The organism is Acinetobacter sp. GD03645, from assembly GCF_029845285.1.
GTDB classification, from domain to species: domain Bacteria; phylum Pseudomonadota; class Gammaproteobacteria; order Pseudomonadales; family Moraxellaceae; genus Acinetobacter; species Acinetobacter corruptisaponis.
In genome coordinates this window covers 38,838-51,766 of record NZ_JAOCLL010000002.1, presented here as the reverse complement: position 1 = coordinate 51,766, position 12,929 = coordinate 38,838, and the positions used below count along the sequence as shown (strand labels likewise).

General features: G+C 46.2%; 12 protein-coding genes. 8 read left to right on the top strand and 4 right to left on the bottom strand.

All coding sequences use genetic code 11. The features are described from left to right. The first annotated feature begins 76 nt into the window (after nucleotides 1-76). Genes N5J47_RS01765 through N5J47_RS01745 form a run of 5 tightly spaced genes read left to right on the top strand, consistent with a single transcriptional unit; the run spans nucleotide 77 to nucleotide 3,300 of the window. Nucleotides 77-895, top strand: coding sequence for an ABC transporter ATP-binding protein (locus tag N5J47_RS01765; RefSeq protein ID WP_279958620.1), 819 nt, complete (start codon nucleotides 77-79; stop codon nucleotides 893-895). Further along, nucleotides 892-1,671, top strand: a complete 780-nt coding sequence (gene mlaE, locus N5J47_RS01760; protein ID WP_004678635.1) for a lipid asymmetry maintenance ABC transporter permease subunit MlaE — start codon at nucleotides 892-894, stop codon at nucleotides 1,669-1,671. The genes N5J47_RS01765 and mlaE overlap by 4 nt, the downstream gene beginning before the upstream one ends. Then, nucleotides 1,671-2,348 (top strand): outer membrane lipid asymmetry maintenance protein MlaD, encoded by a 678-nt coding sequence (locus N5J47_RS01755; RefSeq protein WP_279958619.1) that lies wholly within the window; start codon nucleotides 1,671-1,673, stop codon nucleotides 2,346-2,348. The genes mlaE and N5J47_RS01755 overlap by 1 nt, the downstream gene beginning before the upstream one ends. A 20-nt stretch (nucleotides 2,349-2,368) precedes the next feature. Then, nucleotides 2,369-3,001: an ABC transporter substrate-binding protein gene (locus tag N5J47_RS01750; RefSeq protein WP_279958618.1), complete on the top strand. Its 633-nt coding sequence runs from the start codon at nucleotides 2,369-2,371 to the stop codon at nucleotides 2,999-3,001. An 11-nt stretch (nucleotides 3,002-3,012) separates the two neighbouring features. Beyond that, nucleotides 3,013-3,300 (top strand): STAS domain-containing protein, encoded by a 288-nt coding sequence (locus N5J47_RS01745; RefSeq protein ID WP_267980686.1) that lies wholly within the window; start codon nucleotides 3,013-3,015, stop codon nucleotides 3,298-3,300. A 45-nt stretch (nucleotides 3,301-3,345) separates the two neighbouring features. Here N5J47_RS01745 and N5J47_RS01740 read toward each other — a convergent pair whose 3' ends face one another. Further along, a complete protein-coding gene (locus N5J47_RS01740; RefSeq protein WP_267980685.1) occupies nucleotides 3,346-4,359 on the bottom strand; it encodes a CorA family divalent cation transporter in 1,014 nt (337 codons plus the stop codon). Nucleotides 4,360-4,970: 611 nt separating this feature from the next. Between N5J47_RS01740 and N5J47_RS01735 the strand changes: the two genes are divergently transcribed. Continuing rightward, nucleotides 4,971-5,366, top strand: a complete 396-nt coding sequence (locus N5J47_RS01735; RefSeq protein WP_279958617.1) for an NUDIX domain-containing protein — start codon at nucleotides 4,971-4,973, stop codon at nucleotides 5,364-5,366. On the opposite strand, the gene N5J47_RS01730 is transcribed toward N5J47_RS01735, so the two are convergent. Both N5J47_RS01730 and recG read right to left on the bottom strand, forming a co-directional pair. Then, nucleotides 5,320-6,003 carry a phosphoribosyltransferase family protein gene (locus N5J47_RS01730; RefSeq protein WP_279958616.1) on the bottom strand — a complete coding sequence of 228 codons (684 nt, stop codon included), beginning with the start codon at nucleotides 6,001-6,003 and terminating at the stop codon, nucleotides 5,320-5,322. The two genes, N5J47_RS01735 and N5J47_RS01730, sit on opposite strands and share 47 nt — an antisense overlap. Then, complete coding sequence (gene recG / locus N5J47_RS01725; RefSeq protein WP_279958615.1) at nucleotides 5,996-8,041, bottom strand: ATP-dependent DNA helicase RecG; 2,046 nt, start codon at nucleotides 8,039-8,041, stop codon at nucleotides 5,996-5,998. The genes N5J47_RS01730 and recG overlap by 8 nt, the downstream gene beginning before the upstream one ends. A gap of 18 nt (nucleotides 8,042-8,059) precedes the next feature. On the opposite strand from recG, the gene N5J47_RS01720 reads away from it, so the two are divergent. Both N5J47_RS01720 and N5J47_RS01715 read left to right on the top strand, forming a co-directional pair. Then, nucleotides 8,060-8,878 (top strand): NAD-dependent epimerase/dehydratase family protein, encoded by an 819-nt coding sequence (locus N5J47_RS01720; protein WP_279958614.1) that lies wholly within the window; start codon nucleotides 8,060-8,062, stop codon nucleotides 8,876-8,878. 122 nt (nucleotides 8,879-9,000) lie between these two features. After that, nucleotides 9,001-9,981: a putative solute-binding protein gene (locus tag N5J47_RS01715; RefSeq protein ID WP_279958778.1), complete on the top strand. Its 981-nt coding sequence runs from the start codon at nucleotides 9,001-9,003 to the stop codon at nucleotides 9,979-9,981. 43 nt (nucleotides 9,982-10,024) lie between these two features. Here the strand turns inward: N5J47_RS01715 and plsB are convergent, their stop codons facing one another. Beyond that, on the bottom strand, nucleotides 10,025-12,580 hold the full coding sequence (plsB, locus tag N5J47_RS01710; protein ID WP_279958613.1) for a glycerol-3-phosphate 1-O-acyltransferase PlsB: 2,556 nt from the start codon (nucleotides 12,578-12,580) through the stop codon (nucleotides 10,025-10,027). Between the last annotated feature and the right edge of the window lie 349 nt (nucleotides 12,581-12,929).

The window sequence follows — 12,929 nt, the reverse complement described above, 5'->3', positions numbered from 1 at the left end:
TATCAAAATAAAAACAACGATTTAATCTTTCAGTGTATAGTATGCGTGCATAAAAAGTGCAGGAATGAATGCCATTATGAATAACAAATCTCCTCTCGATAGCGAAGCCCTAATTGAAGTTAAAAACCTGAGCTTTAATCGAGGAGAACGCGTCATTTATGACGATATCAGCCTTAAAATTCGACGTGGTCAAATTACTGCCATTATGGGACCATCAGGTACAGGTAAGACCACTCTATTGCGTTTGATTGGCGGACAACTAAGTCCCGATCAGGGCGAAGTTTTACTGGATGGTAAAAATATTGCATCCATGTCACGCAATGAGTTGTTTGCTGCGCGTGCCCGTATGGGTATGTTATTCCAGAGTGGTGCGCTGTTTACCGATATGTCAGTGTATGAAAATGTGGCATTCCCGATTCGTGCACATACCAAATTGCCAGAACACCTCATCGCAGAACTGGTGGCATTAAAACTTGAATCAGTTGGTTTACGTGGTGCTGAGCAGTTGATGCCAACTGAGCTTTCGGGTGGTATGAACCGCCGTGTGGCCTTGGCACGTGCCATTGCACTTGATCCTGAACTGATCATGTATGATGAGCCGTTCGCAGGACAGGACCCGATTGTGATGGGAGTGCTTACCCGTTTAATCCGTTCCCTGCGTGAAGCGTTGGATTTAACAACCATTGTTGTCTCACATGATGTCTCAGAGACATTATCGATTGCTGACTATATTTATGTGGTGGCGGAAGGCAAAATTCAGGGTGAAGGTTCACCTGAACAATTAAAAAATCACGCATCGCCATTTGTGCGCCAGTTTTTAACAGGTTCGGTTGAGGGACCTGTGGAATATCAATTTACTCACCAAGCATATTTAGATAACGAGGTTCGTCCATGAATGCGATTGCCTGGCTAGGTAGACTCGTTATTGAGCGAATAAAGGGAATTGGTGCTGCGGCACTGATGCTCCTGCAAGTTTTATTTTCCATGCCATCTAAAGGTGGCTTTCAGCGTTTTGTGTACCAGATGTATCGTGTTGGGGTGATGTCCCTGCTGATTATCGCAGTTTCAGGCTTGTTTATTGGCGCTGTTCTTGGCTTGCAGATGTATAGCATTCTGGTCACCTTTGGCAGTGAGGCGATGCTGGGTACAGCAATTTCACTGACATTACTGCGTGAACTGGCATCTGTGGTGGCTGCTTTGCTGTTCGCAGGCCGTGCAGGTTCAGCACTGACCGCTGAAATTGGTTCCATGAAGCAGAGTGAACAGCTTGCCAGTATGGAAATGATTGGGGTTGATCCACTTCGTCAAATTGTTTCCCCACGTTTATGGGCAGGGATTGTCAGCTTGCCAATGCTCACCGTGATTTTTGCAACCATTGGCATTATTGGCGGCAAGATGGTGGGTGTTGATTTCTTGGGTGCTGATGAAGGTTCATTCTGGAGTGGCATGCAAAGCAGCGTGCAGTTCTGGCATGACATTTTCAATGGCACCATTATTAAAAGCATTGTATTTGCCCTGATTTGTACATGGGTAGCGGTCTATCAGGGCTATGCCTGTGACCCGACACCTGAAGGTATCGCGACTGCAATGACCAGAACGGTCGTATATTCTTCACTTTGTGTATTAGGTTTTGATTTCGTGTTGACTGCGGTCATGTTCGGAGGGATTTAATGAAATCACGTACTAGTGAGCTGGCCGTAGGTATTTTTGTCATTATCTTCGGTATCGCTCTATTTTTTCTTGCGATGAAGGTCAGTGGCTTAGTTGGTACCAATTTACGTGACAGCTACAGCATGACAGCGCAGTTTGATAATGTGAATGGTTTAAAACCACGCGCCAAAGTCACCATGAGTGGTGTCACCATTGGCCGTGTAGAATCCATTACCCTTGATCCAGTGTCACGTCTGGCAACAGTCAAATTTGACCTTGATGGTAAGTTGACCAGCTTTAATGCAGAGCAATTAAAAGAAGTGCAGAAGAACGCACTTGAAGAATTGCGCTACAGCGCTGACTATGAGCAGGCCGATGTCGCGAAACAAAAAGAAATGGAACAGCAACTCATCCGCAACATGACCTCCATCACCAGTCTGGATGAGGATGCTTATATTATGGTTGCAACCAATGGTCTTCTGGGTGAGAAATATTTGAAAGTGGTGCCAGGTGGTGGTGTGAACTACCTTAAACGTGGTGACGTGGTTTCAAATACCCAGGGTACAATGGATTTAGAAGATTTAATTAGCAAATTTATTACAGGTGGTGCTGGTAAAGCCACAACTGGTTCAACCGCAACAGAGGGTTCAACTTCGCAGCCAGCCGCCGCTGAAGCAGAACCATCTTTCGCTGAGTAATTTAGGTTAGGAGATTGTCCGTGAACACATTATTGAAACAAACGCTAACAGCAAGCGTATTATCGGCTATGCTTGCAACCACAGCATTTGCAGCGCCAACAGAAACTCCACCTGATTTTGTCAAGCGTGTCGCTGATGGGCTGATTACCCGTTTAAAGGCAGATAATGCGAAATTACAGAATAACCCAGCTTTGGTAAGAACGATTATTCGTCAAAATCTTGACCCATATGTAGATTCACAGGCGTTTACACGTATTGTGTTGGGTACTTATGCCAATAACCAATATACCAATGCTGCACAGCGCGCCCAGTTTGAGAAAAACTTCCGTGAAGTAATCATCGAAAACTATGGTGGTGCTTTCGCGAAATACACCAACGAAAGCTACACCATGCGTCCTTATAAAGCGTCGAACAGTAAAAACCCTGTGGTGACGCTGGATTTCCTGCACAATGGTGAAAAGATTCCTGTGTCGTTCCAGTTAACCGACAAGGGTGATCAGTGGAAAGTACGTAATATCAATGTGTCTGGTATTGACCTTGGTTTACAGTTCCGTAACCAGTTTGCGGCAACTGTTCAGCGTAATGGTGGTGATATCAATAAAGCGATTGCAACCTTTAAACCAGATGCAGATGCTGCCGTAAGCAAAAAATAAGGTGGTGACGGGTGATTCAGTATATTGACCAGCAGTTAGTTGTTTCCAAGACGATTAACTTTGAAAATGCGGAACAGGTTTATCAGGCTGGATTAAAGCATATTCAACAGCACAAGGCTTTCCCCTTGGTTGTTGATTTGGCTCAGCTTGAAAATGGTAATACCTTGTCTTTGGCGGTATTGGTGCAATGGTTGCGCCAAACACCTGAGAACAAAGGCCTGCATTTTAAAAATGTCTCTGAGAAGATGCTGAAAATCATCCAGGCCAGCCATCTACAGGATGACTTGAAGTTAATTTGATCAAAATCTTGTCGAAATAAAAAAGCACCGTCAGGTGCTTTTTTATTAAATCCATTTTTTCCAGCGGAAATACACCATCGGCAACACCAGAAATGCCATCAGAATACCTGTGACTATCCAGAAACTGAGATTGCCATGTGCAAAGGGAAGCACGTCAGTGTTCATACCATAAATACTGGCGATCAGCATCGGAGGGGCAAGCATACTGGGTAAAATCGAGAATCGACGAATCGTGTCGTTCTGTTCGGTGTTAATGAACCCAGAGGTGGTATCCAGCAAGAAGCGTACTTTCTGGAACAGGAAAGCGTCATGTTCAACCAGCGAGCGAACATCCTCACTTAACTCGCGAATATCGGCATCATAAATATGACTGCCCAAGGCACGTGGACGAGATAAAAAGGTCAGTACCCGACGTAGGTCAATCAAACACAGCTGGGCTTTTCCGAGCATGTCTTCCTGCTGTGCCAGACGCGTAATCATGTCATCCAGATCCAGTACCTTTTCACGGTGATGGTTATTCAACACTTCGGTTGAGTATCTTTCCAAGTCTTTGTGGATATCTTCGAGGATATCCGCAAGTTCATCCAGCTTTGCCTCAAGCAGGCCCAATAAAATCCAGGTCGGATCTTTATAGTCCATGTCATAGTCATTGCGCCGCGCACGCGCACGGAACGCACGGAACGCCACCAGCTTTTCACCACGCAGGGTAAACAGGCGGTCTTTATGCAAAATGAACGCAACCGTTTGCACCATTGCCAGCATGTGGGATGATTCTTCCGCATCTCCATCCACCTGATAGTTTTTATTCTTTGTTAAAAAATAGGTGCTGATATGTAAAATACCATCGTCATCACGGTAAAATCGCGCCGATGAGGAAATGTCTTCAAGTGACTTTAAGGTGGGCAGGTTACGGTCATAGGCATCCAGCACCCATTGTTGTTCTTCCTGCGAGGGGGCGATGAGGTCAATCCACACCAGTTCAGGGTGCAGATCAAAGCTGCCGTTGATGGTTGCATCTTCTAGACTACCGCGCTCTGTGGCATAAAAGGCTTCAAGCATGTCTTTTTTCCTTGCGCAGTCAATATCAGACTTTCTGCTTTCATAGAAAGTCAGCGTGTATTTTAGACAAGGATCGGCTGAAAAACACTTGCCTAAACGTTATTTTGTTAAAAATCTTGTTACATAGTCTACTTTAGCAGCATGACAGTTATATAAAACGGTTTTAATTGTATGAAATCTAGGGTCTGTTGACATTTCAGCCATGCCTTGAGTTATCGGCTAAAACGACATAAACAAGGCATGAAACGCAGGCAATGGCGACCCCCTTGTCAAGTTTCATAACGCAGTTTAGGGAAGTTTTAGCCATAACCCTACGGGACAGGGACATTTTTTGCCGCTACTGCGTTATGTCTTGCTCACTTAGAGTCACTAAGTTTCGCAAAACATGCCTTGTATCGTCTAAAAAATGTCCTCTGTCGCAAGCATCTGTGAAATTTCAACAGACCCTATATATGTTTTCTGTGTGAGGCTGCCAAATTACGGTCCTATTGATCTAAAGAATTATCGTTGTCCAGATGAGTCATGGCTGAGCAGGACAATACCGAATCTATGGTTCTTTAGTTCGATTGTAATGAATGCATCAGTTGAAATTTAAGTGTGAGGAAAGGGTATTGAAAACGATTACTGTGGCTGCCGCTGTCATTTTAAATGAGCAGAATCAACTGCTTTTAGTGCGTAAACAGAATACGCAGGCGTTTATGCAGGTGGGTGGAAAACTGGAACTGAACGAAGCACCTGAACTGACCATCCAGCGTGAGATTTTGGAGGAGATTGGCTGTGAATGTAAGATTAAACAGTTTATTGGACAGTTTGAAACCGCGGCGGCAAATGAACCGGATCATGTTCTGGTGAGCTATGTTTATTCAGTTGAATTAAAGCAGGTTCCACAAATTGCGGCTGAAATTGCTGAGATGAAGTGGATCAATTTGGATGATCAGTCCACAGTATTGGCACCACTGACTAAAGAGGTGGTGATTCCATGGTGTCAGCAAAACCTTGTAAGCTAGACTCGCGATGTTGTGCGGCTGCCAAACATACACTATGGATCTGTTGGCAGCCGAGCTGTTCCAGCACTTTCGACAAGGCGGTAATGGAACTTCCTGTAGTCACCACATCATCCACAATCAGCACCTTTCGATAGCGGACTTTTCCTGATGGGTCGGCAATAAATTGCTGCTCAATATCTTCCAATCTCTCTAGACGTGAAAAGCCTTTTTGTGAGTGTTGTGCCAGACGTTGTACAGGCTGCCAGACAGGAACATTCAGGTTATGTGCCAGCACTCTCGCCAATAGTAGGCTCTGGTTAAAACCGCGTTCTACCAAGCGATCTGTGGAAATTGGCATTGGCACTATGGCCTGGACTTTGGGAAGCTTGAGCTGTAGCAGCAGGCCATTCAATAAACGTTGATGATGCAATTTTTGCTCATATTTAAACTGTTGAATCATGCGGTCAATTGGATATTGATAATGGCAGGCAACAAATACCTGCTGCTGATTACGGGTAATGTGCTGTCTCAACCACGGCAGTTGTTGCCAGCAACTTTGGCAGACACCGAAATGCTGTTTTACACCAATGTCACACAGGCTGCATGGAGTGAAATAATCAAAAACCTGTTGGGCTGATGTGCCAAGTAATTTAAACATAAGCGTATCTTGGTGCTTCAGGCAGCCAGCGTTTGAGCAGGCCGTCAGCATGTTGTGGGTAATCCTTGAGGATTTGTGCCGCCACATAGTGGGCCTGATTAAGCAAATGGTCATCACGTTCTAAACGGGCCACGCGAAAGCCCATCTCACCTGTCTGTTTGGTACCCAGTAATTCACCTGGGCCACGAATTTCAAGGTCCTTTTCAGCAATCACAAAGCCGTCATTGCTTTCCCGTAAAATGGAAAGGCGTTCCTGTCCATTCTGTGACAACGGGGTTTTATAGAGCAGGGCGCAGAAACTTGCAGTTGCGCCACGACCCACCCGACCGCGGAGCTGATGCAGTTGAGACAGCCCCAGCCGTTCTGCATTTTCAATCACCATGATGGATGCATTGGGTACATCCACGCCGACCTCAATCACTGTGGTGGCAATCAGCAGTTGCAATTCATTGTCCTTAAAGGCCTGCATAACGGTCTGTTTTTCATCCGCTTTCATTTTGCCATGCACCAGCCCAATATTGAGCTCAGGAAAACGTTGCTTAAATTCCTGATAGGTGGCCTCGGCCGCCTGGGCATCCAGCGTTTCAGACTGTTCAACCAGCGTGCAGACCCAGTAGGCCTGCTTACCCTCACGACAATTTTTTGCAATACGTTGCAGAACCTCTTCGCGCCGATCCAGTGGAATGGTCACGGTTTGGATGGGGGTACGTCCTGGTGGAAGTTCATCAATCATGGAGGTGTCCAGATCACCATAGGCACTCATGGCCAGCGTGCGGGGGATTGGGGTTGCAGTCATCACCAACTGATGGGGTGTGAACTGGTCTGCACCTTTGTTGCGTAAGGCAAGCCGTTGATCAACCCCAAAACGGTGCTGTTCATCAATAATCACCAAACCGAGTTTGGAAAACTCCACATTGTCCTGAAATAAAGCATGGGTTCCCACAATCAGCTGGGCATGACCCTGCTTGATCTGTTGTTCGGCCTGGGCGCGTGCCTTGCCTTTCTGCTTGCCTGATAGCCATGCCACCTGAATGCCTAACGGTTCAAACCAGCGTTTAAAGTTTAAGTAGTGCTGCTCGGCAAGAATTTCTGTTGGTGCCATCAAGGCCACCTGCCAGTCCGCTTCCAGCGCATGACAGGCAGCGACCGCGGCAACCAGCGTTTTACCTGCCCCCACATCACCCTGTACCAGACGCAACATTGGCTGATCCTGTTTGAGGTCGTGCAATATTTCCTTGGAAACCCGTTTCTGGGCATTGGTCATCTGGAATGGCAGGCCATCCAGTAATTGCTTTGCCAAAATCTTGCTGCTGTTAAAACGGGGGGCGGCAATCTGGCGGATATAGGCACGGCGCGTCAACAAACTGACCTGATGGGCAACCAGCTCCTCAAAAATCAGACGTTGCTGTGCAGGATGGGAACCCTGATTAAGCTGCAACATATTGGCATCGGTTGGCGGTTCATGGATGTAATGCAGGGCCTCTTTCAACTCATAGCCGTTACTGTATTTTTTAGGCAGCAGTTCAGGCAGGTCATCACTATGGTACTGTAAAGCCTGACGTACATATTCCCGTAGTTTGGGCTGGGTCAGGCCCTCGGTACTTGGGTAGATTGCGGTAAGCTGGGTTTTGGGTAAGGCGGTATGTTGCTGAATCACCTGAATTTCAGGGTGATACAGTTCCAGACCGCGTGCACCGACCCGAACCTCGCCAAAAATCCGCAGGCGTTGCCCAATCTTGATACGGTCAGTCAGACCCTTGTAAATATGATAAAAACGTAAAGTGACCTTGCCAAAATCATCCTGTAGCAATGCTGCAAGCGACTTCTTTTTGCCAGGCGGAAAATCAACTGACCTGACTTCACCCTCAAGCAGGTAACTGCGCCCAACCACCAACTGATTCATTGGAATAATCGTGCTACGATCTTCATAGTCACGCGGAAGATGAAACAGCAGGTCATCCGTGCTAAAAATGTGGAGCTTTTCTAGCAGGGTCGCTGCGGCAGCACCAACGCCTTGTAATTGCTGGACTGAGTTCATCTTTGGTCAGGGATATGTATGCATATTTTATTTATTGGTTATGGTAAAACATCTCAACGTGTTGCTAAACACTTATTTGAGCAAGGTCACCACATTAGCACAATTAGTCGCAGTGCAAAAACAGATTGTTACGCGACACATGAGATACAGGATATTCACCAGCTCGACCTGACCGTATTTGCTCCGATTGATGTGGTCTATGTGCTGCTTGCGCCCTCACAAGGGGGAATTGAGGCCTACCAGCATACCTACGTGGACAGTGTTGAACCGATTGTTCAGGCATTAAAGTCACACCCTGTTCAGCGTGTCATTATTGTTTCATCCACCCGTGTGTATGGTGAAAATGCAGGGGAGAGGATTGATGATGAGTCCTTGATCCAGCCTGCCGATGAGCAGGGCAAGCTGTTACGGAAAATGGAGTTGTTGTGGCAGATGCATTATTCCCAGCAGAGCATCATCGTCCGTCCAACAGGGATTTATGGGACATCGGTTGCCCGTCTGCAAAGAATGGCTGAGCAAACGTCAACCTCCCCAGCCATTCACTTGAGTAACCGTATTCATATTGATGATTTGGCAAGGTTTTTGGCTCAACTTGTGGATATGAAGAATGCACAACCCAGCTATATCGTCACCAATAACATGCCTTTACCCATGCATGAAATCCTGCTCTGGTTCCAACAACAGCTTGGCCTGCCTGCTTTGAGGCTGCTCTCTGAGCAGCAGACAGGGAAACGCATTTATGCCACCAGACTGATGGAAATGGATTTTAAATTTGACCATTTGATTTGCTTTAATGACTATGCGGCGGCCTTGTCGGCACATGGCAATCCAGAATAATTCGATTAAACTGCAAGCGTTTTGATTCGGGGTATGGCTTTTATTGCCATTAGATGTCAGTGTATCTTCCAGATGGCTTGGATTATGCACATGGATTGCAGGAAAATGAGCAAAGGTCAACGATGAAAAAAATAATATATACAATGCTTCTCGGATTAATTGCGACAAACAGTTGGGCGGGTGAACAGACCTGGTGTGTATTTGACCCTGTGGGAACTCAGGGGGATATTAGCCGCAGGTTGCAGGATATTCGCCTGTATGCACAGCAAAGCCAGGTCCAGTTGAAATTTAAAACCTTTAACAATGAAAGTGAGGCCATCCAGACATTTGACCAAGGCAAGTGCTCGGGCCTGGTTGCCTCAAATTTCAATACTTACCGTTATAACCGTTTTATGGGCAGTACGGGCGGAATTGGCCTAATTTCAAATAACCGTGTGGCGCGAATGTTGCTGCAACTGTTCAACCATCCCAATGTGGAAAGGCGCATGGTGGGGCCAGATTACGAAGTGCTCGGCATGATTCCGATTGGTACAGCCTACATGATGATGAACACCCAGCAGATCAGCAAGGTCTCCCAGTTAAAGAACAAGAGAATCGGGATTCTTGAAAACAATCCGCCACAACAGGCATTGGTGCAGAGTGTATCAGCCCAGCCCGTCTATGTGGACTTCTCCAATGCGGTGGATTTATTCAAGCAAAAGAAGATTGATATTCTGGCCGCACCCGCTTATGGCGTATTGCCTTATAACATGAAAAAGGAATTTGGCGCTTCAACACAGGTGGTCAACTTTCCTGTCGCCTATTTTGCAATCAATATCGTGATTCGGCCCCAAAGCTATCCCACAGGTTTTGGCCATCAAATCCGAAGCTGGTTTGTAAAGAATAGCAATGTGCTGGCGGCACAGGCAATGCAGTGGGAAAACCATTTGCCCGCTTATTACTGGGCGGATATTTCAAGTTTTGAGAAACAGGGCTATGAAGCATTGGTGGCAAAAATCCGTAACCGCTATGTCGATTCAGGCTACTACGATGCCTATTTTGTTGACCTGATCAGACGACTGCGTTGTCTGGATGATCCGCAATATCTGGAGTGTCGGAAATAAAAAAACCTCAAGGCGAAGTTGCTTTGAGGTTTTAATTGCAATATTAAGCTTTTTTACGTTTCAAGCGGCGTTTGGCCTGTTGTGAAGCCATTGCCTCCAGCGCTGTCGCCAGTTCCTCATCACTGAATGTGGTGATGTGCTGCAACATCTGCAAGGTCGCTTCGTCAAGCACCAACTGGGCACCTGCCGCCATTTCACTAAAGTTGTCATCATATTCAATGAAGCCCTGTTCATTGTTGCGAATATAATTCTGCTGGGTCAGCACCTTAATAAAGCTTTGGAACAGTGCCTTGTCAAAGAACTCTGGTGAATTAAATTCATAGAGCACAGACAGGCGTTGACCCAATAAGTGGCTCAGCTCCTCAACCTGTTTGGTGGAGATATTGCCAGAACCACGCTGGGTAATCAGCGCAAGCGTCATGTAATAACGTTCCAGGCTCTGTTTCACAGGCAATGCCAAGGTCACAAGTTTCTGGTGTTCTTCGCTATTTGGTGTTGGGCTGAACAGGTTGCCATCATGGTCCTGAAAGATCAGGCCAATCTGTACCAGAGCATTGATGTAGCTATCAATATGCTGTTGCAGCTCAGTTGGCTGCCATTTCATGAACAGTTCAGCTTTCAGGAATGGATACAGGGTACGGATAACGTTGCTTAAATCGGTCTTGTTAATTTTACCGTTGTGCTCAACCAGTGACGCAACCAGTGATGGCAGTACGAAAGCATGTAGGATATTGTTGCGGAAATAGGTGAGCAGGACCGCCTGATTCTCCTCAATCGCAATAATATCGCCCAATACATGCTGTACGCGCTTGATCAGTTTGAGCTTCATGCCATAGGCAATGATTTCCTTGCCCGATAATGAGGTGACTTGAGTCCGCTCATCATACGGTTGCTGGGTGGCCAGATCACGGTAAATGTCGAGCTGTTTTGCACAAATCTCTTCATCCAGCGTATGTTTTGGCGTTGCCAACAAAATCAGTGAAAGCAGGGAAACAGGGTTGACCACCACTGCACGGTTGATATTTTCCAGAATCAGGTTGGCTGAGCTTGAGACCACACTGGAAATTTCTGCTGGAGTCGGTGCATCATTCTTTTCAATCTGGATATGGTCTGCATTGTGCTGTTTCAGGATGTCATCAAGAAAAACAGGTTCACCAAAGTTGACATGCACCTTACCGAAAATACGCTCGATTTTACGCAGTGTTTTCACAATACCAAAGATTGACTCAGCCTCTTTTGGCTTGCCTTGCATCTCACCCACATAGGTTGAGCCTTCCATTAGGCGTTCATAGCCAATGTAGGTTGGAACAAAAACAATTGGCTTGGCCCGACCGCGTAGATGACCATGAATGGTCATCGCCAGCATCCCTGTTTTTGGTGGTAGCAGGCGACCTGTACGCGAGCGTCCACCCTCGATAAAGTATTCAATCGGTGTGTTACGCGACAGGATGCTGTACAAATATTCTTTAAATACCGTGGTATACAATGCATTGCCACGGAAAGAACGGCGGATAAAGAATGCGCCACCACCACGTAGTAACTGGCCTACAAAAGGTAGGTTCAGGTTGTCACCCGCAGCAATATACGGAATCATCAAACCACGTTTATAGATCACATAGGACAGCAACAGGTAGTCGATATGGCTACGGTGACATGGCGTATAGATAATTTCGTAGTCTTTTGCCAGCTCACGCACGGTGCTGAAGTTATGCACCTCAACGCCGTCATAAAGCTGTGTCCATAAACGTGTCAAGGCCATGTCGGCAAAACGTACCGCTGATGCCGAGTAGTCAGAAACGATTTCATTGACATAGCCAATGGCACGGCGTTCAGCCTCCAGCATGCTGATTTTATGCTGAATACTTTCACGGCGAATGGCATCCTGTACATCTGGTGCCTTAATGACAGATTGCATCACGTTGCGACGGTCAGACAGGTCAGGACCAAGCACCACCTCGCGTTGCTGGTCAAGATAGGTGTCCAGTGAGCTTGCGATATAGGTGGCGGGAGAGATGTTTGGGTGATGCGCTTTGGCATAATCTACCAATTCACGCAAGGATTGTGGTTCATGGAACTCTAAATAGGACTGGCGACCATGCAGGCCAATATTGACCAGTTGTTTGACCGTACCTGGTGTCGCCCATGTATCGGAGAACAACAATTTAAACCATGAATCTTCTTTATCTGGCGAACGTCCCCACAGTACGGTCACAGGAATAAGCTGCACCTCAATTTCAGGCTGCTGTTCCAGCGCCTCAATCAATTGTAAAAGACGCGGAGGGAAAGTCTGGGTGTTAAATAAATTATTTTCATTCTGATGCAAAAACAGGATTGAGTTTTTTTCGTGGTAGGTCCCAAAACTCAAGGCATCCAATGCAGGCTTGAGATGAAGACGGCGGGTTTCCCCATCCACAACCAGTGCGTTGCTGCGTGAATAGTTTTGTAGGACATAGCAGACCAGCTTGTTTGAATCCTGGTTTTTTTGCTCTACTGCGGTGGATTCTGTAGGAACTTCACCAAGAACATGCGGGGTTACCACAAGGTCAAGCAACTTACTCGAAAGTTGGCGATACATTTGACCAAATCCAGTCTTGGACATTACAAACTCCTAAATCATAATCCTGACAGTAAGTCATGATGAGCACGACATTCTGCGTTATTCTGACATAAAACGATATGTTATTTTCTGACAAAATATAGCGTATTTGGTAGATTTTATCGTTAAAAATCGTATTTTTAGCGGTTATAAATAAGAATGACGTGACGGACAAATCATTTTATCCTGAGCATATTTATTGGAATTTATGGCACAATCAAGTCAGGCTGCTCATGACGGTTGATCTGAATTGTCCTGACTTCGCCCTGTGCATGAGCTAAAAACAGTGTTTTATTGTGGCACTATAACTGTCCTCATGCCTGGGTTGATTTCTCCTCATTGGTGTTGGAAG

Bases quoted from the DNA above. Each gene is read 5' to 3' on its own strand.
- mlaE (WP_004678635.1), top strand. From the start codon at position 892: ATGAATGCGATTGCCTGGCTAGGTAGACTCGTTATTGAGCGAATAAAG.
- N5J47_RS01765 (WP_279958620.1), top strand. From the start codon at position 77: ATGAATAACAAATCTCCTCTCGATAGCGAAGCCCTAATTGAAGTTAAA.
- N5J47_RS01730 (WP_279958616.1), bottom strand. From the start codon at position 6,003: ATGTTTAAATTACTTGGCACATCAGCCCAACAGGTTTTTGATTATTTC.
- N5J47_RS01740 (WP_267980685.1), bottom strand. From the start codon at position 4,359: ATGCTTGAAGCCTTTTATGCCACAGAGCGCGGTAGTCTAGAAGATGCA.
- N5J47_RS01755 (WP_279958619.1), top strand. From the start codon at position 1,671: ATGAAATCACGTACTAGTGAGCTGGCCGTAGGTATTTTTGTCATTATC.
- plsB (WP_279958613.1), bottom strand. From the start codon at position 12,580: ATGTCCAAGACTGGATTTGGTCAAATGTATCGCCAACTTTCGAGTAAG.
- N5J47_RS01715 (WP_279958778.1), top strand. From the start codon at position 9,001: ATGAAAAAAATAATATATACAATGCTTCTCGGATTAATTGCGACAAAC.
- N5J47_RS01720 (WP_279958614.1), top strand. From the start codon at position 8,060: ATGCATATTTTATTTATTGGTTATGGTAAAACATCTCAACGTGTTGCT.
- recG (WP_279958615.1), bottom strand. From the start codon at position 8,041: ATGAACTCAGTCCAGCAATTACAAGGCGTTGGTGCTGCCGCAGCGACC.